At 66.1% G+C, this 22,352-nt stretch carries 20 protein-coding genes and 1 pseudogene; 9 read left to right on the top strand and 12 right to left on the bottom strand.

What is annotated here, in order from left to right:
• Positions 1-162 precede the first annotated feature (162 nt).
• From ileS to mutL, 6 genes and pseudogenes are all read left to right on the top strand, one after another.
• A pseudogene (ileS, locus tag AUC68_RS18570) lies at positions 163-3,155 on the top strand (isoleucine--tRNA ligase).
• A 4-nt stretch (positions 3,156-3,159) separates the two neighbouring features.
• Positions 3,160-3,675, top strand: coding sequence for a signal peptidase II (lspA, locus tag AUC68_RS03615; RefSeq protein ID WP_069436387.1), 516 nt, complete (start codon positions 3,160-3,162; stop codon positions 3,673-3,675).
• A 35-nt stretch (positions 3,676-3,710) separates the two neighbouring features.
• The gene (locus AUC68_RS03610; RefSeq protein WP_069436386.1) at positions 3,711-4,319 is read left to right on the top strand and encodes a hypothetical protein; all 609 of its coding nucleotides are present in this window, start codon (positions 3,711-3,713) and stop codon (positions 4,317-4,319) included.
• A 249-nt stretch (positions 4,320-4,568) separates the two neighbouring features.
• The gene (locus tag AUC68_RS03605; RefSeq protein WP_244500374.1) at positions 4,569-6,038 is read left to right on the top strand and encodes a M16 family metallopeptidase; all 1,470 of its coding nucleotides are present in this window, start codon (positions 4,569-4,571) and stop codon (positions 6,036-6,038) included.
• Positions 6,039-6,045: 7 nt separating this feature from the next.
• The gene (locus AUC68_RS03600) at positions 6,046-7,485 is read left to right on the top strand and encodes a M16 family metallopeptidase (protein ID WP_069436385.1); all 1,440 of its coding nucleotides are present in this window, start codon (positions 6,046-6,048) and stop codon (positions 7,483-7,485) included.
• 107 nt (positions 7,486-7,592) lie between these two features.
• On the top strand, positions 7,593-9,464 hold the full coding sequence (mutL, locus tag AUC68_RS03595; protein ID WP_069436384.1) for a DNA mismatch repair endonuclease MutL: 1,872 nt from the start codon (positions 7,593-7,595) through the stop codon (positions 9,462-9,464).
• 7 nt (positions 9,465-9,471) lie between these two features.
• Here mutL and AUC68_RS03590 read toward each other — a convergent pair whose 3' ends face one another.
• From AUC68_RS03590 to AUC68_RS03580, 3 genes are read right to left on the bottom strand one after another with little or no spacing between them, the layout of a single operon-like run.
• The gene (locus tag AUC68_RS03590) at positions 9,472-9,966 is read right to left on the bottom strand and encodes a hypothetical protein (protein ID WP_069436383.1); all 495 of its coding nucleotides are present in this window, start codon (positions 9,964-9,966) and stop codon (positions 9,472-9,474) included.
• Positions 9,967-9,977: 11 nt separating this feature from the next.
• Positions 9,978-10,538 (bottom strand): 16S rRNA (guanine(966)-N(2))-methyltransferase RsmD, encoded by a 561-nt coding sequence (rsmD, locus tag AUC68_RS03585; RefSeq protein ID WP_069436382.1) that lies wholly within the window; start codon positions 10,536-10,538, stop codon positions 9,978-9,980.
• Entirely contained in the window at positions 10,538-11,368 is an 831-nt protein-coding gene (locus AUC68_RS03580) for a pseudouridine synthase (protein WP_069436381.1), read from the bottom strand. Before AUC68_RS03580 ends, rsmD begins: the two co-directional genes overlap by 1 nt.
• Positions 11,369-11,435: 67 nt before the next feature.
• On the opposite strand from AUC68_RS03580, the gene AUC68_RS03575 reads away from it, so the two are divergent.
• Positions 11,436-11,867, top strand: a complete 432-nt coding sequence (locus AUC68_RS03575; protein WP_083240367.1) for a nucleoside deaminase — start codon at positions 11,436-11,438, stop codon at positions 11,865-11,867.
• Between the two features lie 16 nt (positions 11,868-11,883).
• On the opposite strand, the gene AUC68_RS03570 is transcribed toward AUC68_RS03575, so the two are convergent.
• Both AUC68_RS03570 and purD read right to left on the bottom strand, forming a co-directional pair.
• Positions 11,884-12,243, bottom strand: a complete 360-nt coding sequence (locus AUC68_RS03570) for a hypothetical protein (RefSeq protein WP_158008219.1) — start codon at positions 12,241-12,243, stop codon at positions 11,884-11,886.
• Positions 12,244-12,410: 167 nt separating this feature from the next.
• A complete protein-coding gene (gene purD, locus AUC68_RS03565; RefSeq protein ID WP_069436378.1) occupies positions 12,411-13,685 on the bottom strand; it encodes a phosphoribosylamine--glycine ligase in 1,275 nt (424 codons plus the stop codon).
• Positions 13,686-13,808: 123 nt separating this feature from the next.
• On the opposite strand from purD, the gene xseA reads away from it, so the two are divergent.
• Both xseA and AUC68_RS03555 read left to right on the top strand, forming a co-directional pair.
• Positions 13,809-15,257: an exodeoxyribonuclease VII large subunit gene (gene xseA / locus AUC68_RS03560; RefSeq protein WP_069436377.1), complete on the top strand. Its 1,449-nt coding sequence runs from the start codon at positions 13,809-13,811 to the stop codon at positions 15,255-15,257.
• A 103-nt stretch (positions 15,258-15,360) separates the two neighbouring features.
• The gene (locus AUC68_RS03555) at positions 15,361-15,594 is read left to right on the top strand and encodes a DUF2093 domain-containing protein (RefSeq protein ID WP_069436376.1); all 234 of its coding nucleotides are present in this window, start codon (positions 15,361-15,363) and stop codon (positions 15,592-15,594) included.
• Here the strand turns inward: AUC68_RS03555 and lpxK are convergent.
• The 7 genes from lpxK to AUC68_RS18565 all read right to left on the bottom strand — a co-directional run bounded on the left by lpxK (position 15,591) and on the right by AUC68_RS18565 (position 22,350).
• Positions 15,591-16,640, bottom strand: coding sequence for a tetraacyldisaccharide 4'-kinase (gene lpxK, locus AUC68_RS03550; protein ID WP_083240361.1), 1,050 nt, complete (start codon positions 16,638-16,640; stop codon positions 15,591-15,593). The two genes, AUC68_RS03555 and lpxK, sit on opposite strands and share 4 nt — an antisense overlap.
• Entirely contained in the window at positions 16,630-17,856 is a 1,227-nt protein-coding gene (locus tag AUC68_RS17450; protein WP_244500373.1) for a 3-deoxy-D-manno-octulosonic acid transferase, read from the bottom strand. The genes lpxK and AUC68_RS17450 overlap by 11 nt, the downstream gene beginning before the upstream one ends.
• Positions 17,816-18,634: a lysophospholipid acyltransferase family protein gene (locus AUC68_RS17445; protein ID WP_069436374.1), complete on the bottom strand. Its 819-nt coding sequence runs from the start codon at positions 18,632-18,634 to the stop codon at positions 17,816-17,818. The genes AUC68_RS17450 and AUC68_RS17445 overlap by 41 nt, the downstream gene beginning before the upstream one ends.
• Before the next feature lie 7 nt (positions 18,635-18,641).
• Complete coding sequence (locus tag AUC68_RS03535) at positions 18,642-20,504, bottom strand: ABC transporter ATP-binding protein (protein WP_069436373.1); 1,863 nt, start codon at positions 20,502-20,504, stop codon at positions 18,642-18,644.
• 157 nt (positions 20,505-20,661) lie between these two features.
• Entirely contained in the window at positions 20,662-20,916 is a 255-nt protein-coding gene (locus AUC68_RS03530; RefSeq protein ID WP_069436372.1) for a DUF4170 domain-containing protein, read from the bottom strand.
• A 51-nt stretch (positions 20,917-20,967) separates the two neighbouring features.
• Complete coding sequence (locus AUC68_RS03525) at positions 20,968-21,768, bottom strand: 3'(2'),5'-bisphosphate nucleotidase CysQ (RefSeq protein WP_069436371.1); 801 nt, start codon at positions 21,766-21,768, stop codon at positions 20,968-20,970.
• A 297-nt stretch (positions 21,769-22,065) separates the two neighbouring features.
• Complete coding sequence (locus AUC68_RS18565) at positions 22,066-22,350, bottom strand: UbiA prenyltransferase family protein (protein ID WP_425283208.1); 285 nt, start codon at positions 22,348-22,350, stop codon at positions 22,066-22,068.
• Between the last annotated feature and the right edge of the window lie 2 nt (positions 22,351-22,352).

The raw sequence follows: 22,352 nt of genomic DNA, 5'->3' as shown, positions 1-22,352 counted from the left end.
CCGAAGACGGTACGTGCGCCCAAGAAGAAGGCCGTCGCAAAAACGAAGACAACACCGCGCAAATCCGCGGCCCGCAAGACCACGAAGAACACGACGACGGCGAACGAGAAAAGCCTCAAGAATGAGACAAGCCTCAAGAAGACAGAGATGACGGACACCACGATGCGCACCGGGCCTGAAGCAGCGCCGGAGCCGGTTCAACCGCAAACGGAGCGCGACTGGAGCGCGACGCTGTTCCTGCCCAAGACCGAGTTTCCGATGAAGGCGGGGCTGCCCAAGCGCGAACCGGAGCTGCTCCAGCGCTGGGCTGAACTCGGCCTCTATGAGCGGCTGCGCGAGAAGGGGCAGGGCCAAGACAAATTCGTGCTGCATGACGGACCGCCTTATGCCAACGGCCATCTCCATATCGGGCACGCGCTCAACAAGATCCTCAAAGACGTGATCTGCCGGTCGCAAGGCATGATGGGCAAGGATGCCAATTACGTGCCGGGCTGGGACTGCCACGGCTGCCCATCGAATGGAAGGTCGAGGAAGAGAAGTACCGGTCCAAGGGCAACGCCAAGCCGGACTTCACGGACTCCGAGGCGATCGTGGCGTTCCGCCGCGAATGCCGCGCCTATGCCGAACACTGGCTCGGCGTGCAGCGCGACGAGTTCAAGCGTCTCGGTATCGAGGGCGATTGGGACCATCCGTACACGACCATGAACTACAAGGCCGAATCCACGATCGCGCGAGAGCTGATGAAGTTCGCCATGAACGGGCTGCTCTATCGCGGCTCCAAGCCCGTGATGTGGTCCGTGGTCGAACGCACGGCACTGGCCGAGGCCGAGGTCGAGTACCAGGAGATCGAGAGCCCGGCGATCTACGTGAAGTTCCCGGTCATGTTCGCGACCGACGACAATCCGGACCCGGCGACGCTGCAGCATGCCTCGGTCGTGATTTGGACGACGACGCCCTGGACGATCCCCGGCAACCGTGCCGTCTCCTATTCGCCGTCCATCGCCTACGGCCTCTACGAGGTCACCCAGGCGCCGGAGGACAATTGGGCCAAGGTCGGCGAACGGCTGATCCTGGCGGACGCCCTGGCCGAGACGGTCAAGGGCGCGGCGCGGATCGAAGGCTGGCACCGGATCGGCGACGTCACCGCCGGCATGCTTGGACAATCCATGTGCGCGCACCCCTTGCGCGACGAGGGGACGTATCGGTTCAAGGTGCCGCTGCTCGCCGGCGACCACGTCACCGAAGACGCCGGTACCGGCTTCGTGCATACGGCGCCCGGCCATGGCGCGGACGACTACAATATCTGGGTCGAGAGCGAGGGGCTCCTGCGCGAACGCGGGATCGACAAGACCATCCCCTTCACCGTCGACGAGGCCGGATTCTTCACCAAGGACGCGCCGCGCTTCGAGGGGCGCCGCGTGGTGGACGACAAAGGCAGGTTCGGCGACGCGAACGAGACCGTCATCGGCGCACTCGTCGAGGCGAAGGCGCTGCTCGCCCGCGCGCGCCATCGCCACGACTATCCCCATTCCTGGCGGTCCAAGAAGCCGATCATCTTCCGGGCGACGCCCCAATGGTTCATCGCCATGGACGAAGGCTTCGACAACGGCGAGAGCTTGCGGGCCCGCGCTCTGGACGCCATCGAGGCGACGCGCTTCGTGCCGCCGCAAGGCGAGAAACGCATCAAGGGCATGGTGGAGACGCGCCCCGATTGGGTGGTCTCCCGCCAGCGTGCTTGGGGCGTGCCCATCACCGTGTTCGTGCACAAGGAGACCGGCGAGGTCATCCCGCGCGCAGGCTTCAACGCATCCGGCGAACTGATCGACCGGATCGCTGCCGCCTTCAAGGCGGAGGGCGCCGATGCCTGGTTCGTGACGGCGCGAAGGAGCGCTTCCTCGACGGGCTCGTCGACGATCCGGATGCCTGGGAGAAGGTCGGAGACATCTTGGATGTCTGGTTCGACTCGGGTTCGACCCATGCCTTCGTGCTGGAGCAGCGTTCCGACCTGAAATGGCCGGCCTCGCTCTATCTCGAAGGGTCGGACCAGCATCGCGGCTGGTTCCAGTCGTCACTGCTCGAAGGGTGCGGCACGCGCGGCCGCGCCCCGTTCGACGAGGTGCTCACCCATGGCTTCGTCAACGACGAGGACGGCCGCAAGATGTCGAAGTCGCTTGGCAACGTGGTCTCGCCGCAAGACGTGATCCGCCAGTCCGGCGCGGAGATCCTGCGGCTCTGGGCCATGAGTTCGGACTATGCGGACGATTTGCGCATCGGACCGGACATCATCAAGGCGAACGTGGACTCCTATCGCCGCCTGCGGAACACGCTGCGCTTCCTGCTCGGCAATCTCGCCCATTACCGCGACGATCTCACGGTCGGCTACGAGGAGATGCCGGAGCTCGAGCGCTATATGCTGGCGCGGATCGCCGAGCTCGATGCCTTGGTGCGCGAGGGTTACATCGTCTACGACTTCAAGCGCGTCTTCCATGCGCTCCTGAACTTCTGCGTCAACGATCTGTCGGCGTCTATCTGGATATCCGCAAGGACGCGCTCTATTGCGATCCGCATGACAGCGTCACGCGCCGCGCGGCGCTCACCGTCATGGACCGGCTCTTCGCCGCCCTCACGGCCTGGCTCGCGCCCATGCTGTGCTTCACCATGGAAGAAGCCTGGCTGACGCGTTTCCCCGACGACAAGGGATCGGTGCATTTGCGGGAGTTCCCGGATGTGCCGGACACGTGGGACGATGCAGCGCTGCGCGAGAAGTGGCACAAGGTGCGGCAGGTCCGCCGTGCCGTGACCGGCGCGCTGGAAATCGAGCGGCGCGAGCGGCGCATCGGCTCGAGCCTGGAGGCGCGCCCGTGGTCTATGTGGCGGACGGCGGGCTCCGCGGCGCGCTCGAGGGTCTCGATCTCGCCGAGATCGCCATCACCAGCGGGGCGCGCCTTGTCGCGGGCGAAGGACCGGCCCATGCGTTCCGGCTGGAGGACGTGCCTGGCGTGGCGGTCGTCTTCGCCCCTGCGGAAGGCAACAAATGCGCGCGGTCCTGGAAAATTCTGGCCGAGGTGGGGGCGGACCCCGAGTTCCCGACTTTGTCGCCGCGCGACGCCGAAGCCGTGCGCCAGTTCGACCGGCGCGCGGGAGGGGCGGGGTAGCGCCATGATCCGCCGCTGGCTGTGGGGACCCTATTCGCCGCTTGGGTTCATCGTGGGTGCGCTGACCGTTCTTGCGGACCAGGGCAACAAGCTCTGGATGCTCTATGTCTACGACATCGGTAGCAAACAGCCGGTTGCGGTCACCCCGTTCTTCGACCTCATCCTGGTGTGGAACAAGGGCATCAGCTACGGCCTGTTCCAGCAAGACGGCCTGATCGGGCGCCTGGTGCTCGTCGCGTTCGCACTGTCCGTGAGCCTGGCCCTCGTCGTGTGGCTCGCCCATGTCACGACGGCCCTGACGGCGGTTTCCATCGGGCTCATTGTCGGCGGGGCCATCGGCAACGCCATCGACCGGGCCGTCCACGGCGCCGTGGCCGATTTCTACTCGTTTCACGCCTTCGGCTTTCAGTGGTACATCTTCAATATCGCCGATGTCGCCATAGTTGCCGGGGTGATCGGACTTCTGTATGACTCGCTGTTCGGGGGTCACAAAAAGGCCGGAAACCCCTCTAAAATGTAAAGAAATCCAGGATTTACCGGATTTGAGGGGACCTCTTGGGGCACATCACCATCACAAGCGCCGGAAATCGGCTCGGAGGGATCGCGGCGGCGTTTGCCTGCGTGGCGCTCCTGAGCGGGTGCGGTGGTGTCGAGCTCGAAGGCAAGGTCTTCGACTATGCTGGGCTTTCCGGCACCGTAGGCCAGAAGAAGCCCGACCCCACGATGACGTCCCGGGCGCCGCTGATGGTGCCGCCCAACCTTCAGCGCCTGCCGACGCCGACCGAGAGCCGGTCCGTGGCCGCGACCCGCGCGGATTGGCCGGACGATCCGGAGAAGGTACGGGTCCGCGAGATCGAGCAGCAGGACGCCGTGGAAGCCGAGACGGCCAAGGCCAACGATCCGCTCAATGCCTATGCGGGCAAGGAAACGTTGCTCGACAAGGTGTTCAAGGGGAGGAAGAAGACGGTCGCGGAGCCGGTCCCCGATGTGCCTGAGCCGGATTCGTCCGACGGCGTGCCGGGCTCGTCCGTCGCCTCGAGCCGCCAGGGGATGACGCCCCATCAATCGCAGGCCCCCCTGCCGAATCAAAATAGCGACGCCTTCAATCCCTCCACGCCCAGCAGCTACAAGAGCGGTTCGGATACCCAAAGGACCCTGTATTAGGCCCGGTGTTAGGGCGGCGGCGCTCCGCTGGGCCGGCCGCGCCCCGGGTCCGGGCCGAAAATGCGGCCGCAAGTCGCGCCAACCTTTCGAATCGGTAAGTTTGGCCACCGCCAATTGAAGGCTACATTTTCTTGAAACAACCAATCGGACGTCCAACATTTGGGGTAGGGTTCCGTCCCTGACGCGTTACAATCGCTGTGGCGTTTGCTTGCCTCCACTTGCTCTGGCCTTCCGCCAAAGGTGCGATCGATGTTCAAACACTGGATCGCCGCGTCCCGCTTCCGGGCCGGTTTGGTCATAACCCTGGTGAGTCTGACGATGCCAGTTGCCGCTATTGCCGCCGAGGCCAGAAAGGCGCCCGCGCCCGCCGCCTCCACGGAACAACCAGCCAAGGAACGGCCAGCCAAGAAGGCCTTCGAGTTCATCCTCGAGAACGGCCTCGACCTGGTCGTGATTCCGGACCACCGGGCGCCCGTGGTCACGCAGATGGTCTGGTACAAGGTTGGCGCCGCCGACGAGCCGCCCGGCGTGTCGGGCATCGCCCACTTTCTCGAACATCTGATGTTCAAGGGCACGGAGAAACTCCCCGGGAGCCAGTTCTCCAAGATCGTCGCGCTCAAAGGCGGAGACGACAACGCCTTCACCAATCAGGACGTCACCGCCTATTTCCAGCGGGTCGCCAAGGACCGTCTGGCCTCCGTGATGGAGATGGAGGCGGACCGCATGGTGAATCTGCGTCTGTCCGAGACGGACGTGAAAACCGAGCGTGACGTCATCCTCGAAGAGCGCCGGTCCCGGGTCGACAACGATCCGGCCAGCCTCCTGCAAGAGCAGATGATGGCCGCGCTCTACCGCAACCATCCCTATGGCATTCCCGTCATTGGCTGGGAGCATGAGATGAGGCAGCTCGATCGCGAAGACGCGCTGTCCTTCTACCGCCGCTTCTACGCGCCGGAGAATGCCATTCTCATCGTCGCGGGCGATGTGGAGCCCGACGACGTGCTGGCCTTGGCCGAGGAGACTTTCGGCAAGATTCCACGACACGGCAAGACTATCGAGCGCGAGCGTCCCGCGGAACCCAAGCACGATGCCTCGGTCACGGTCACGCTCGAAGATCCCCGCGCCGGGCGCACCACCGTACAGCGGTTCTACATCACGCCGAGCTACGCCTCCGCGAAGCCCGGCGAAGCCGAAGCCCTCGATCTCCTTGGGCGGGTCATGGCCCACGGCACCACGGGCCGGATCTACAAGCATCTCGTCATGGAGGAAAAGGCGGCCGCGTCAGCGGGTGGCTGGTACTCGGACTCGGGCCTCGATTCCGGGCGGATCGGCTTCTACGCCATCGCCGGCGAGAAGAACACGCCCGAGCAGATGGAGGCCGCGATCGACGCGGTGGTCGAAGATGTCCGCGACAACGGCGTGACCCAGAAGGAACTGGACCGCGCCCGCACCGGACTGCTTGCCGAGCATGTGTATTCGTCCGATTCCATCTCGCGCCTGGCTCGCCAATATGGCTGGCGCCTGGCGGCCGGCATGAGCGTCGAGGATGTGGAGGACTGGCCGAACCGCCTCAAGGCTGTCACCGTGGACGATGTGCGCAAAGTCGCGCGAGACTACCTCGTGGACGAGAATTCGGTTACGGGCATCCTCGAGCCGGCGCCGGAGCATACGAGCCGCGTAGAGGAAAAGCCGGCACCGGCCGGCAAGGACAAGTCCTAGAATGCGGATGACCGTTCGCACATCGCTGATTGCGATTGGACTGAGCGTGGCCGCCGCCGCGCAAACCTTTCTCGCCCCGTCCGCCTTGGCGCAAAAGGCGCTCCCGGACCCGACCGCGCCGACGGTTGAAGAGACCGCTCAAGGAAAAACGATGAATATCCAGGAAGTCACGAGCCCGGGCGGTATCAAGGCTTGGCTCGTGGAAAGCCACGCTAACCCGCTGATCTCGATTCGCTTCGCCTTTTTCGGCGGCGCCTCGCAGGATGCACCGGGCAAGGACGGGCAGGCCTATTTCGTGACCTCGATGATGGACGAGGGGGCGGGCGATCTCGACGCCGCCGCGTTCCAGGAGCGTGCGGATTCCTTGGCGATGCGCCTGGAGTTCGATGCGAGCCGCGACGTCATGCTGGGCTCGCTGCAGACGTTGACCGAGAACAAGGACGAGGTGTTCGAACTCGCGCGCCTGGTCATGACGGAGCCGCGCTTCGACGAGGGCGCCATGACGCGCGTCAAGGCGCAGATTCTGGCCGGTCTCAAATATGACGAGAACGACCCCGCAACGGTCGCGTCGCTGGCCTGGGACAGCGTCGCCTTCGAGGGGCATCCCTATGGGCGACCCATCAAGGGCACGCACGAGTCCGTCGCGGCCATGACGACGGACGATCTTCGCGACTACGTCCGCCGCGTCTATGCGCGCGACAAGCTCGTCGTGTCGGTTGTCGGGGACATCACGCCCGAAGAGCTGGGCAAGGCGCTCGATACGTTGTTCGGTGGTCTCCCCGAGAAGTCGGATCTGCGCGAGGTCGCAGAGGCGAAGCCGCCGCTCGGACCGTCGCGCAAAGTCATCAATATGAACGTGCCCCAGTCCTTTGCCCAATTCGGCTTTCGCGGGATTGCGCGGCACGACGACGATTTCATCCCCGCCTATATCCTGAACTACATAATCGGCGGCGGCGGCTTTTCTTCGCGCCTGATGGAGGAGGTTCGCGAGAAGCGCGGGCTGGCCTATTCGGTCACGTCCAACCTCTTTCCCTATCGGCACGGTTCCGTCTTCGTGGGCAATGTCGCCACCAAGAACGAGGCTTTGAGCCAGTCCTTGCAAGTGATCCGGGACGAGCTCGAGAACGTCGCCGAATACGGGCTGACGCCGGATCAGCTCAAAGCCGCCAAGTCCTATCTCACCGGCGCCTACGCCTTGCGGTTCGAGTCCTCCTCCAGCATCGCCAACCAGCTCTTGTGGGTTCAGATCGAGGATCTTGGGATCGATTACGTCGCCAAGCGCAACGCGCTGATCGAGGCGGTAACGCTCGACGACGTGAGGCGCGTCGCGGGCCGGTTGCTTACGCCCGATCAACTGATCACCACCATTGTCGGCCAGCCCGTCGAGGAGCCGGTGACGGCAGGGGCCCCGGCTAGGCTACCTACGCCGCAGAATCGGTTAAGGTGAGGCCCGCGCCACGGCGGAGTGTCCCCGCCTGGCGAGCGGAGGCAGGGCAGTAGGGTCCAAAGCGTTGGGACCCAACGCATTGAAATCCACGGCATGAGGGCCAAGCCATGGCCATTCGTCAGCTGCCGCCGAACCTCATAAATCGCATTGCGGCGGGTGAGGTGGTCGAGCGGCCCGCAAGCGTCGTCAAGGAACTGGTGGAGAATGCGATCGACGCGGGCGCGTCCCGGATCGATGTGACCGTGCGCGGGGGCGGGCTCCAGCTCATTCGTGTGTCCGACGACGGAGCCGGCATGAACGCGCGCGACCTGGAACTGGCCGTCGAGCGCCATGCGACCTCCAAACTCAAGGGTGAGGATCTCTCACATATTCTGACACTGGGCTTTCGGGGCGAGGCCTTGCCTTCCATCGGCGCCGTGGCGCGGCTCGCGATCACCAGCCGCGCGCAGGAGGACGCGGACGCCTATCGCATCGAGGTGGATGGCGGCCGCAAGGCGCCGTTGAAGCCGGCCGCGCGGGCTCCCGGCACGGATGTAGAGGTGCGCGATCTCTTCTACGCGACGCCCGCACGGCTGAAATTCATGAAATCCGAACGGGCCGAGACCGCCGCCATCGCCGATGCGGTGAAGCGCCTGGCCTTGGCCCATCCGGAGATCGCCTTTTCCCTCTCGAACGGCGAGCGCACGACGCTGCGGCTCGAGGCCTGTCCGCCGGGGCTGCTCGACCATGCCTTGTCTCGCCTCGGACGGATCCTGGGCGCGGAGTTCGTGGAGGATGCGCTCCCGGTCTCCGCGATCCGCGGGACCGTGCAAGTGGAAGGCTATGCGGGCCTGCCCACGTTGCACCGGCCGAACGGCCTCAGCATCTACCTCGTCGTCAACGGCCGTCCCGTGCGCGACCGTCTGATCGCGGGGACGGTGCGGGCCGCCTACGGGGACCTGGTGCCGCGCGGTCGCTATCCCATGGTCACGCTCTTCGTGGACATTCCCCCCGAGGAGGTGGACGTGAACGTCCACCCGGCCAAGACGGAGCTCCGGTTTCGCGATGCCAATGGCGTGCGGTCCCTTCTCATCGGCGCGGTGCGCGAGGCCTTGGCCGGGGCGGGACACCGGGCGACCGCGAGCCTGGCGCAGGACGCCTTGCAGCGCATGCGTCCGGTCGACGGCCCATCGCCCTCCCTAGAAGGCGAGGCGCGGGTCTACCAGAGCCAGCCGCGCGCCCATTGGGGAGCGTCGAGACCGTCTTACCGGCCACCGGGCAACATGGCCTTCAGCGATCGGGCTCAAGCCCCGCTCGAGCAGGCCCATCTCGATCAAGCGCCGCTGGAAGGCGTCGCCGTCCCGTCGGCCGATATGCGCGGGGGCGCCGCGCCGGAGGCGGTGGCCGGGGCCTATCCGCTCGGTGTCGCGCGGGCCCAGGTGCAGGACACGTTCATCATCGCCCAGACAGGCGATGCGCTCGTCATTGTGGATCAGCATGCCGCCCATGAGCGGCTCGTCTACGAGCGCCTGAAGCGCGGCTTCGAGAATGGCGGCGTGGCGCGCCAGTTGCTGCTGATCCCGGACATCGTCGAGCTTGCGCCCGAGGCCATCGACAGCCTGCTCGGCGCCACGGACGCGTTGGAACGATTCGGGCTCGTGATCGAGAGCTTCGGGCCGCAGGCGGTCGCGGTACGGGAGGTTCCGGCGCTCCTGGGCACATGCGATACGCGGACGCTCCTCGACGATCTCGCCGGCATCCTGCTGGAAGCCGAAGACGGCAGCGGTGCGAACGCGCTCCGCGACCGGCTCGATCACGTCCTCTCCACCATGGCCTGCCATGGCAGCGTCCGTGCGGGCCGGCGCCTCACGCCGGAGGAGATGAACGCGCTGCTGCGGGACATGGAGAAGACGCCGTTTTCCGGCCAATGCAACCATGGGCGTCCCACCTATGTGGAGCTGAAGCTGACCGATATCGAGAAGCTGTTTCAGCGCCGCTGAGGGCCCATCACAGATCGATGCGGCTCTTGCCGCGATGGTCCTCCACACAGGTCTTGAGGGCCACCAGGGCCTCGCCGGTTCCAGGGCGCTTAAGGACGAACTCTTTCTCCCTGATGGTCACGCGAAACTGCTGACCCTCGCCGATGGCGCGGACGAGCGGGCCGCCTTTCTCGAGCGGAATGAGGACGCCGTTGTCGGCCACGACATCGGCGATCGCCGCGAACGAGTCGACACCTTCCGCATGCACCAATACGGGCCTCCCAGCGCCGGGTTTCAGTTTCAGAACCGGGTCGGCGATCAGCATGCCGATATCGGCTCCTGGGGTCATGACGAAGCCGAGCGTGGTGCTCGCCGGATTGGGAAGCACGACCGTGCAATCCGTGAAGTCACCTTGGCCGTTGAAATTGGCACGGCCTTTCCAGTCTCCGGCTTGGAACGTATCCGCATCGGGCGAGGCGGCGGCGAGAACCAGACCCAGACATGTGAGTGCCCATAGGCGCATAGCGAACTCCTTTAATCGCCGAAACGGGCGATCGCGATTTCGGTCCCACCGTAGCGGCGCCGGTCGATCTCTCGCAACAGTTCCGGCCAGTCCGGCGGCTCACCGGCCTGTTCTTCCAGGACGGCAATCGCGCCCGGGGCCAGCCAGCCGCCCTTGATTGCTGCTTGCAGCGCCCGCGCGCCCAGGCCCTGGCCATAGGGCGGATCGCAAAACACGAGGTCGAACGGGGGCAGGTTGCCGGCGGGGCCGAGCCGGGTCGCATCGCGCCGCCAGATCTTCGTGACGCCTGTCAGGCCGAGCCCTTCCACATTGCGGCGGATCGCGGCCCGCGCGCCCGCGTCCTCTTCGATGAACAGGCAATAGCGGGCTCCGCGCGACACCGCTTCCAGCCCGAGCGCGCCCGAACCCGCGAACAGGTCGAGAACGCGGAGCCCCTCGAAATCGACCTGCGGCGCCCCGTGTGTCAGCACGTTGAACAGCGCTTCGCGGACACGGTCCGAGGTCGGGCGCGTCCCGAGGCCCTTGGGTGCGTCCAGAGCCTTGCCTTTGAAGCGTCCGGCGACGATGCGCATCAGCTCTTCACACCGAGGCTGCGGGCGATCTCGGGACCGAGCTGCTCCGCGATCACCTTGCGCTTGACCTCGTCCACCGCGCCGGTGGCGAGATCGCCCAAGGCAAAGGGGCCGAACGATGTGCGGATGAGCCGGTTCACGCTGAGCCCGAGATGGGCGGCGATGCGCTTCACTTCCCGGTTCTTGCCCTCACGCAGGCCGATGACGAGCCAGACATTGCTGCCTTGGGTCCGTTCGATCGCGGCTTCGACGGGGCCGTAGCGGACGCCGTCGATAGTGACGCCGCGCTTCAGGGCATCGAGCGCCCCCTGGCTGACCCTTCCGTGGGCACGAACCCGGTAGCGCCGGACCCAGCCGGTGCTCGGCAGTTCGAGATGCCGGGCCAAAGCTCCGTCCGTGGTGAGAAGCAGCAATCCCTCGGTGTTGATATCGAGCCGGCCCACGGACACCACGCGGGGCATGGCGTTGGGAAGGGCATCGAACACGGTCGGGCGTCCTTCCGGGTCCTTGTGGCTAGTCACGAGGCCTTTCGGCTTGTTGTAGCGCCATAGCCGCGGCGCGTGCGCCGCAGGCAGGGGCTCGCCGTCCACCAGGATCGTGTCTGCGCCGCTGACCACATGGGCCGGGGTCGTGAGGACCGTGCCGTTCACGGCGACGCGTCCCGCCGCGATCCACTTCTCGGCATCGCGCCGCGAGCACAGACCGGCTTGCGCCATCGCCTTGGCGATGCGCATCGGCTCCAAGTCCCGCTTGGGTGGGGCGGGGCGCGTGCGTCCCTGCTTCCGGGGCGCTTGACCGCGGGTCTTTGGCGCGTTCACCTTGGCTGTCATGACGGCGAAGCTTGCAGATGACGGCGCCTCCGGCAAGCGCTCCCTCGCGCGGGCCAAGGAAACGCCGATGGACGTGGCGCTGGAGGAAGCGCGGGCGGCGGCGGCGCGCGGCGAGGTCCCGGTCGGCGCGGTTGTTGTCGATGCGACAGGGGCGGTCCTGGCCCGGGCCGGCAATCGCACGCTGGAGCTGCGCGACCCCACGGCCCATGCGGAGATCCTCGCCTTACGTGCGGCGGCAAAGGCACTCGGCAGCGAACGGCTCATCGCATGCGATCTCTATGTCACGCTGGAGCCCTGTGCGATGTGCGCGGGCGCCATCTCCTTCGCGCGGATCAGGCGGCTTTACTTCGGCGCAAGCGATCCCAAGGGCGGCGCCGTGGAGCACGGGCCGCGTTTCTTCGGCCAGCCCACATGCCACCACGCCCCCGAAATATACGGAGGGATCGGCGAAAGCGCCGCGTCAGGTTTGTTGAAAGAGTTCTTTGCCGCCCGGCGCTGACGGATGCCGGCGGAGACTAGCGGTACGGTCGCGGGAGCGGTGCGTTGGGATTGTGCGGCCAGTAGCGTGCCGGATATTGGGTCCGCTGAATGGCCTCGTTCTCCACATTGCCCCAGCTATAGGGCACAAAGCCCAAGTAGGACGACCAGCCCTTCGGACCGGGGCCCTTGGCGACATAGGGATACTTGGGTGTGCGGTTGCGTTTGAAGATCTTGACCTGCTGGACGGGGGTCGCAACGTTGTCCGGCTGGGCGATCGGGCCGCCCATCGCTTTGGCCGGTGCCGACCAGGTCAGCAGCCAGAGATAGAAAAGAATCGCAACGACGCCCACCACGCCGGATACGGTCTTCTTCGAAACGGGCAGGTCGAACGTCATCGTGCGCATCTCGCGGGCTGGAGCAAATCTACGTGACATCCACATAGTGACGCCATCGTGAAATGACAACGTTTCGCGGTGACAAAAGCGCGGCGAAACGGTGTCTTGCGTCCTTCCTAGGCACTCAGGGTGAATTTCTTGCTAATGCGGCGTCGGCGGACGAAGTTCTAGGCGCCGCCTTTGAGGGCCCGCCAGCCGATATCGCGGCGGCAGAACCCGCCCGGCCAATCGATCGCATCGACCGCTTGATAGGCGCGGGCTTGCGCCTCACCGATGTCTTTCCCGAGCGCGGTGACGCCGAGCACGCGGCCGCCGCTGGCGAGAAAGCGCGACCCGTCTCGCGTGGTGCCGGCGTGAAAGATCGCGGTCTGCGGGTCTGCGCCCGCCGCGTCGAGCCCCCTGATCTCGGTGCCCTTCTCGTAGGCGCCCGGATAGCCCTTCGCCGCCATGACCACGCAGAGCGCGGCGTCCGTGTCCCAGTCGAGGGTCACGCCACCGAGCCGTCCTTGCGCGGTCGCGAGCAGCACCGGCAGCAGGTCCGACTTCAGCCGCATCATCAGCGGCTGCGCTTCCGGGTCGCCGAAACGCACATTGTATTCGATGAGCTTGGGCGCGCCGTCCTCGATCATGAGCCCCGCATAGAGCACGCCCTTGAACGGCGTCCCCCGCGCCTTCATGGCCGCGACCGTGGGCCCGATGATCTCGTCCATGGTGCGGGCGCACAGCGCCTCGGTCATGATCGGCGCCGGCGAATAGGCGCCCATGCCGCCGGTGTTCGGGCCCTGGTCGCCGTCATGGACGCGCTTGTGGTCTTGCGCCGTGGCGAGCGGCAAGGCGGTCTCGCCGTCCACCAGCGCGAAGAAGCTCGCTTCCTCGCCGGTCAGGAACTCCTCGACCACGACTTCCGCCCCGGCCGCGCCGAACGCCCCATCGAAGCAAGCCTCCACGGCCGCGTCGGCCTCGTGCCGCGTCTGCGCGATCACCACGCCCTTGCCGGCCGCAAGGCCGTCCGCCTTGATCACGATGGGCAGGGTCTGCGCCGCGAGATAGGCCTTGGCCGCGGCGGCGTCCGTGAAGCGCCCGTAAGCGGCGGTGGGAATGCCGTACTCGGTGCACAAATCCTTGGTGAAGCCCTTGGAGCCTTCCAGCGCCGATGCCGCTTTCGAGGGGCCGAACACGGGAATGCCTTGCGCCTCCAAATCGTCGGCGAGCCCGGCCACCAGCGGCGCCTCGGGACCGACCACCACCAGGCCGATGTCCTTCTCCTTGCAGAAGGCGGCGACAGCGCCGTGGTCGCCCACATCGAGTGCGACGCATTCGGCGCTCTCCGCGATGCCCGCATTCCCCGGTGCGCAATAGAGCGTGCCGAGAAGGGGGCTCTGCGCCAGTTTCCAGGCCAGCGCATGCTCGCGCCCGCCGCCGCCGATGAGAAGTACGTTCACGACCTCGATGCCCCGCTTGTTCCGAACGTCCCGGTTCGGTATGCCGCCCAGGATATGCTACGCCTCAGAAGTGAGCCGCGCTCTTAGCACGGGAACGCGCAATTTCGAAAAGAGACCGACCCGATGGCAGCCCGCAATCCACAGCCCGAGCCGACCAACGTCACCGAATACTCGGTGTCGGAGCTGGCCTTCGCGCTGAAGCGCACGGTTGAGGAGGCCTACGGTCTCGTGCGCCTGCGCGGAGAGGTCTCGGGCTATCGCGGGCCGCACGCCTCCGGCCATTGCTATTTCCGGCTCAAGGACGAGGGCGCGGCCATCGAGGCGGTGGTCTGGCGCGGCGTGTTTTCCCGGCTGAAATTCAAGCCCGAGGAGGGGCTGGAGATCGTCGCCAAGGGCAAGATCACCACCTATCCCGGCGGGTCCAAATACCAGATCGTGATCGAGGAGTTGGAGCCCGCGGCGGCCGGCGCGCTCATGGCGCTGCTGGAACAGCGCAAGAAGCAGCTTGCCGCCGAAGGTCTGTTCGACGAGGCACGCAAACAGGACCTGCCCTACCTGCCGGGCGTGATCGGCGTGGTGACCTCGCCCACGGGCGCCGTCATTCGCGACATCCTGCATCGCCTCGCCGACCGCTTTCCGTCCCATGTGATCGTGTGGCCCGTGCGCGTGCAGGGCGAGACCTGCGCGGCGGAGGTGGCTGCCGCCATTGCCGGCTTCAACGCGGGCATCGCCGGCGACGGGGTTCTCCCGGACCTCATCATCGTGGCGCGCGGCGGCGGCAGCCTCGAGGATCTGTGGGGCTTCAACGAAGAGATCGTCGCGCGGGCCGCGGCCGCGAGCACGATTCCCCTGATTTCCGCCGTGGGCCACGAGACCGATTGGACCCTGATCGACCTGGTGGCCGATTATCGGGCCCCGACGCCGACCGCAGCCGCAGAGGTCGCGGTGCCCGTGCGCTCCGAGCTCCTGAGCGCGGTGCAAACTTACGGGGTCCGCATGGCCGGCACCATGCGCCGGGCACTGGAGCAATGGCGCAGCCGCGTCACGGCCTCGGCGCGCGGGCTGCCCCGCCGCGAAGCCATTCTGGGTCTGCCGCGCCAGCGGCTCGATACGGCGAGCGGGCGTCTTCTGCAGTCCTTGCGGGCCAATACGCAGAGCCACCGGGGCGTGCTGGCGCGCACGGCGGCGGCGCTGCGGCCCGGCCTCGTCGCCCGCCGGGTCGCCACGGCGCGCGATCTGCTGGGGCGCCTCGACCGGGACCGTGCCCGCGCGATCACGGCCCGGGTGGAGCGGGCGCGGCAACGCCTCGACGCACAGGCGAAGCTCCTCGGCACGCTCGGCTACCACAACGTCCTCGCACGGGGATTCGCGCTCGCTCGGGACGGGGAGGGCGCCATGGTGCGCAGCGCCGGCGCGGTCCATCCGGGCGAGGCCCTCGACATTCAGTTTGCCGATGGCCATATCGAAGCCGAGGCCGTCAAGCACACCGGAACAAGGTCCCCGGCGCCGAAGCCGAAACGGCCGAAGAAGCCCAAGCCGGCCCCCGACGGCGGTCAAGGAAGCCTGCTCTAGCGCCGGCAAGTCTCTCCAGTGCTGGTAAGTCCCGTGTGGCTCTAGCAAGTCCCCGGCCGTGACGCTAAGCTGACCCCGCAAACGAAAGAGATTGACCACAGTGATGAACCGTTTCGAACGCAATTTCGGCTTCAAGGGCGAAGCCAAGCTCCGCTATCTGGATGGCGAAGTGCAGGTGATCACGCCGGGCGAGTTCGTGCGCTGTGCCGTGACGGGCCAGACGATCCCGCTCGACGAGTTGCGCTATTGGAGCGTCGCGCTGCAGGAACCCTATGTGGATGCGGCGACGTCATTGAAGCGTGTTCGAGAGACCGCCGGACAAGTCAAGAGCACCTAGCGGTCCCCGTTCGGCGGCGCGCTGCCGAGCGCGTCCCTCAGCAAGGCCTTCACCGCTTCCTCGTCTTCGAACGTGATCGCGATCGGGAACGGCCGTGACCGCTTCTTGAGTTCCGCCAGCGCGCTGTCCTCTTCGTCGTCGTCCTCGTCCGAGAGGCGCGCCCAGTCCTTCTCGGTTGTCACCAGCATCGCCTTCTTCGCCTCCGCCTCGTCCAGAAGGCGCCTTGCCTCTTTCTCGGTGAAGCGGTGGTGATCGCCGAAGCCGTGGCTGGCAACGAGGCGCGCGCCGCTCGACTTGAGCGTTGCGAAGAATTTGGACGGACGCGCAATGCCGGCGAAGCCGATTCGTCGGCAGCACGCTGAGCCAACGCGGGTCGCAATCGGGCGTGATCGTCGCGCGCAAGACCGGCTTACCGGCCGCGTCGAAACGCTTGGCGAGCGCGTCGCCCTTCTTGCCCTCGCCGACGACCAGGAGCGCGTCGCGTGCGGCATCTGTGCGGCGAGCGGCGCGCGTAACGGTCCGGCCGGGATCACCCGTCCATTGCCGAGCCCCGAGGCGCCGTCGGCAACGATCAGCGATAGATCCTTCGCAAGCCCCGGATTCTGAAAACCGTCATCCATGACGATGACGTCCGCGTCCGTTTGCTCGATGGCCTTGGCCCCGGCCGCGCGGTCGGCGGACACGAATGTCGGTGCGATTGCGGCCAGAAGGAGCGGCTCATCGCCGACCTCGCTGGCGTCGTGCTCGGCCACCGCGACGACGTCCTTGGCGTTGCCGCCATAGCCACGCGTGAGGAACGCCGGCGTCTTGCCCATGGACTTGAGCAGTTTCGCGACGGCGATGGCCGTCGGCGTCTTGCCGCCGCCGCCGGAGGTGAAATTGCCGATGCAGATCACGGGCAGACGGGACCGGTATGCGGGCTCTTGCGTCAGGCGCGACGCGGCGGTCCGGCCGTAAAGGGCGGCCACCGGCGCGAGCAGGCCGGGCATGATCTTCGCGAGGCTGCCGCGCTTGCTGTACCACCAGGACGGTGTCTCAAGAGGCATGTTGCAGCGGCACCTTTTGCGGGAAATAGGCGTCGATCGCGTCCAGCGTTTTCGGCAAGGCGCCGCTCATCGTTGCGACGCAGGTCTCCGCTTTGGCATGGACTTCCTTGCGGGCCACATCGTTCTGCAGCAGTTCGAGCACGGCGTGCGCAAGACTGTCCGCATCGTCGACCGCCCGGGCGCCGCCGGCCTTCAGAAGGTCCCCATACATCTCGCGGAAATTGTGCACGTTGGGCCCCGCCAGGACGGCGGCGCCGAGATTGATGGCCTCCACAGGATTCTGGCCCCCGTGCTTGACCAATGAGCCGCCGATAAAGGCGATCGGGGTGAGGGCGTAGAACAGCCCGAGCTCGCCGATCGTATCGCCGATATACACGTCCGTCCCGGCGTCGATAGACCCGCCTTGGGAGCGCAGCGTGACCTTCAGGCCCTGGGCGCGCAGCCGCTCGGCGATATCCGCCCCGCGCTCCGGATGCCGCGGCACGATGATCGTAGCGATGTCCGGCAGGACCTCCTTGATCCGCGCGTGGGCCGCGCCGACGATTTCGTCCTCGCCCGGATGGGTGCTGGCCGCGAGCCAAACGGGCCGGTCGAGAAAGGCCGCGGAGAGGTCTGCCTTCGCGGCCGGGTCCACCGGCGGCGGCGGGGCGTCCGCCTTCAGATTGCCCACGGAGAGGGACTTGGGTGCGCCGAGCTGCGCGAATTGCTCGGCCAGGCGGTCGTTTTGGGCCAGGACGAGATCGAAGGCGGAGAAGATCGGCCGGCTCATGCCCGGCGCGGCGCCAGCGCTTATAGGATGGGCCGGACATGCGGGCGTGATGAGAAGGAGCGGCACGCCGTTCGCTTTCGTCTCGATCACGAGGTTCGGCCAAATCTCCGATTCCACCAGAACGGCGAGGTCGGGCCGCCAAGTGTCGAGGAAGCGCTCGATATAGCCGGTCCGGTCCAGAGGCACATATTGATGGATCGCGACTTCCGGCAGGCGCGTCCGGGCGAGGCGCGCGGAGGTGACCGTCGCGGTGGTCAGTAGGATGCGGATATCGGGACGGGTCTCGGCGATGTGTTCGATCAGGGGCAGCGCGGCATTGGCTTCGCCGACGGAGGCCGCGTGGAACCAGACGAGGAAACCGTCGGGCCGGGGGCTGCTCGCGACCCCGTAGCGCTCGGGACGACGGTCACGCTCCTCTTTGCCTTTGCGCGTGCGCCAGGCCAGCAACAGCGGCGCGATCGGCGCCGCAAGCCGCGTCGCGAGCCGGTAGGTCTTGAGCGCCGTGCCGGGCTTTGCGATTCCTCCGGCTCAACGCATCGGACGCGCCGGCGAGCGCATAGGCCCGCGCGGTGGTTTCGGCGAGCGCGTGTTCGATGGCCTGCCGGCCGGTCTCGATGTCGTCGGGACCCTCCGAAGGGGGGGCGGGTACCGGATCGCCGATGACGATCGCAAGCGTCGAGAAGGGCAGGTTGATGGTGAAGGCGCTCCAGGTCGCAAGCTTCACCGAGCGGCTGGTAGCGATCGCGAACGGAACCACGGGACGTCCGGATTTCGCCGAGAGGGTCGCGATGCCCGTGCCGGCCCGCCGCGCGGGGCCCGGGGGCACGTCCGCCGTCATGGCGACTGTCGCGCCTGTCTCAAGAGCCCGTAAGGACTCGCGCATGGCCGTCGCGCCGCCGCGATTGCGCTTGCGTTTGCCTGCGCCCGCGCCGCGGATCAGGTCCATGCCGAACCGGCGCAGCACGTCGCCGATCAGTTCGGCGTCGCCATGGCGCGAGACCATGGCTTTCACCTCGGCCGGGCGTGCCGGTTTGAGGTTCGGCAACAGCATGAACTGGCCGTGCCACATGGCCAGAATTTGCGGGTGTTGATCGAAGAGTTTGGCGTCGGTGTCCGCCGGTTCGCGCTTGATCGTGCTCGTGGCGTAGACGAGCCGGATATAGCCCGATGCGAGCTTGCTCAGGAGGGCTGTGCCCGGCTTGGGTCCGAGGAGACGCTTCAACATCGGGCCGCTATTCGCCAGGAACGGCGACGGTGCGCGCCTCGCTGGCGGATGCCGGCTCCAGACCGCCGGAAATACCGAACTGGTTGCGGTGCAGCCGCGTATAAAGCCCGCCCTTGGAGACGAGTTCGTCGTGATGTCCGATCTCGACGATGCGTCCTTTGTCCAGCACGCAGATCAGGTCGGCCTTCTTCACCGTCGACAGGCGGTGCGCGATCATCAGCACGGACCGGCCCTGCATGAGCTTTTCGAGCGCCGCCTGGACCTTGGCCTCGGACTCCGAATCCAGCGAGCTCGTCGGCTCGTCCAGCATGAGGATCGGGGCGTCCTTGTAGATCGCGCGGGCGATGGCGATGCGTTGCCGTTCGCCGCCGGACAGAAGGCCGCCCGCCTCGCCGACGCGCGTGTCGTAACCGCGCGGGAGGCCCACGATTGAGTCGTGTGCCGCGGCGGCCTTGGCGGCAGCAATGACCTCCTCCTCGACGAGAGGTTTCGTCCCATAGGCGATATTCGCGCGGATGGTGTCGTCGAACAGGACCGGGTCCTGGGTGACGAGGCCGATGGAATCGCGCAAGGACGAGATCGTGACGGCCTTGATGTCTTGCCCGTCGATCAGCACCGCGCCGCCTTGCGGATCGAAGAAGCGTAGCGCCAGATTGACGAGCGTGCTCTTGCCGGAGCCGGATGGTCCCACAAGGGCTACGGTCTTGCCCGGAGGCACGGTCAGGGACACGCCGGTCAGGACGGGGTTCTCCGGATCGTAGGCGAACGTCACGTCACGGAACGCGATCTCGCCCTCGGTCAGTTCGAGCGGTTTGGCATCATCGGCTTCGACCAGCTGGCTCGGCCGGTCGATGATGCCGAACACGCGGCTCGCGGCGGCAACGCCCTCCTGCAGCTGGGTTTGAAGCGTCGCGAGGCTCTTGAGCGGCCCATAGATCAGCAGCGCCGCCGTGGTGAAGCCCATGAAGTGGCCGAGCGTCGCGTTGCCCCGCACGCCGTTGATTCCGGCGACATACACGGCCGCCGCGAAACCGAGCCCGACGATGAGTTCCATGGCGGGGCTCGACAGGGCCCGCGCCCGCATCCCGCGCATGGTGTATTCGAGCGCCCGATTGACGGCCTGCGTCGCACGCTCTTCTTCCTGCGCCTCCTGCTTATAGGCGCGGACGACGCGCATGCCCTGCAGCGTCTGGGTCACCAATGCGGAAAGATCGCCCGTCTCCTGGAGCGACTTGGTGGTCGACTTGCGCATCTTCCGCCGCTGCCGCGACAGCATGAACCAGGCAAAGGGCATGAAGATCAGCACCAGCAGCGACAGACGCGGCGCCATGTAGAACATCGATCCCACGAGGATCACGACCTTGAAGGCGTTCTCGAACAGGGTGACGATGGTCCGGCTGGCCGTCGCGCGGATCAGCGTCGCATCGTTGAGGAAGCCTGAAAGAATGCGGCCCGAATGAACGGTCTGGATCCAACCGAGATCCGCCTCGGCGAGCTTCGTGAACATCTGCAGGCGCAAATCCGCGATGAAGCGATGGCCGAGATAGCCCACGGTCACATTGGCAATGTATTCGGAGATCGCCTTCACCACGGTGATGACGACGATCGCGATGGTGATGTAGACGACCACCGTCCGGGTTCTGTTGACGAAGATGTCGTCCGCCGTGCGCTGGATCACGAACGGGATGGCGCCGGTCGTCGCCGCGGTGAGCAGCATGGCGATGGCACCGGCTGCGAGCAGCGCCTTGTGGGGGCGCAGGTGCTCGTGCCAGATGCGCGTGATGATCTGGCGGGTCGTATAGCGCCCCGTTGTGAGTTCATCGCCGCCGCGAGCGGCCACGCGGGCATCTATGAAGACTTTGTCTTTCAAGGGTTATCCCGGTTCTTGCGAGGCTTGGCGGAGGCGCGGCGCCTCCTGCTCACTTCTCTAGCACGACAGCCCTGCGACCTTTAAGGCGAAAAGCCCTTCAAGACCAGGGCGCAAGACCGCGACCCTTGGCCCGCGGGCCGGGGATGGCGTGCGGCGGCTAGGCCGTATCAGGGTCGAGAAGCCGGTGAAGATGCACGATGAAGTAGCGCATATGGGCATCGTCAACGGACCGTTGCGCGGCATCCTTCCACGCATCGTACGCGGTGGCGTAGTTGGGATAGATGCCGACGACGTCCAACTTGCTCAAATCGTCGAAATGGACCTTGTCCAGATCGGTCAACGTGCCGCCGAAGACGAGATGCAGAAGCTGCGTCCCCTCCGCCGTTGCCGATGCCTTCTTTCTTGCAGCCATGCGAAATCCCCCTCGCTCGTTCCCTGGCCGGGCAATGTGCCGAATTGTGATCTAAACGTCTACGCGGCTCGTGCGCTCGATCAGGGCCGGGTGGAGTGCGGCGCCGCTCGCGACGAGGCTGGGGAATTTCGGATCGTCGCGGTTGTAGGCGTGCGGGTTCCCCAAATGGTCGGTGGTCACGCCACCGGCCTCCTCCATGATGACGGCCGCCGCCGCCAGGTCCCACTCGGCCTTGGGTGTCAGCGAGATCGTGGCATCGCCCCGCCCGCAGGCCACTAGCGCGAGCCGGTAGGCGACGGAGTTCACCCACTCCGCGGTCACGTTGGGCCACGGATTTTCCCAGATCTTCTTTCGGAACAGCCCGCCACTGGCGATCATCCGGGCGCCTTCCAGCGTGGCCAGTTCGGTCGTGTGGATCGGCGCGTCGTTCAGAAACGCGCCCGCGCCGCGAATAGCGTGGAAGAACTCGTCCTTGACGGGATTGTAGACGACGCCGAGCACCGGCACGCCGTCCTCGACCAGGGCGGCCGAGACGGTCCATTCAGGAATCTCGCGCAGGAACGCACCCGTGCCGTCAATGGGATCGATCATCCAGACCCGCGAATATTTGAGGCGCGACCGGTCGTCGGGGCTCTCTTCGGAGAGCCAGCCATACTCTTTGCGGCGCGTGGTGAGGTCGAGCTTCAAAGCCGCATCGACCGCAAGGTCCGCCTCGCTGACTTGCGAGCCGTCCGCCTTCGTGAAGGCTTTAGGCGAGGTCTTGAAATAGCGTGCGGCCAAGTCCCCGGCCTCACGGACCGCGCGACTTAGAATTTCGAAGTCGTCTTCGCGCGATGGCGAGGATGAAGTCATTTCGTTGTGTGATTTACTGTGCGTTAAAGCAGTCATTTGGCGGCAGGAACACTCTCTAAACCATGCTGGAAGCTACCGGTCGTTAATGACGTCCATTAAGCGTCCGGGAAGTCTTCCGTGGCACCATCACGGCAATCAAGGCCACCTCAAGGCGGCCAATAAGGAAGCTAACAGCAAGGCGTCACACGGGCCTCGGATGCGATACGCACCGGGGCCCGCTTGCATCACCGGCGGCAGCTCATGCGAGTCGTCCCTGCATTTCTCGGACCAGTCCGTCTAACCCCTCAAATCGGTCCTCTAGAGGGAAGATGCAACCGTCATATCGGCCAGAACTGCAAAAAAAACAATCAAACCAAAGTCTCGATTGGAGCGGAAACGGGCGAGGCAGTTCTCGGCATCGTCGATGTCGAGGGTCGCGATCTGCCACAAAAGCTGCCCGCAGGCGAAGGCGAGCCCGGTGAAGAACACGGCGCCAGCGCCGGCGAGCCAGCCCGCGAGCCCCATCGCCGCGATCGTCACCGCATAAAATCCGCTGAGCCAGGACTTGGTGCTGTCCCCGAAACGCAGCGCCGTGGATTTCATGC

Origin of the sequence: Methyloceanibacter methanicus (assembly GCF_001723285.1) — a bacterium.
Lineage (GTDB): Bacteria > Pseudomonadota > Alphaproteobacteria > Rhizobiales > Methyloligellaceae > Methyloceanibacter > Methyloceanibacter methanicus.
The sequence above is the reverse complement of the archived record's forward strand: the minus strand, read 5'-3'. Positions and strand labels throughout refer to the sequence as shown.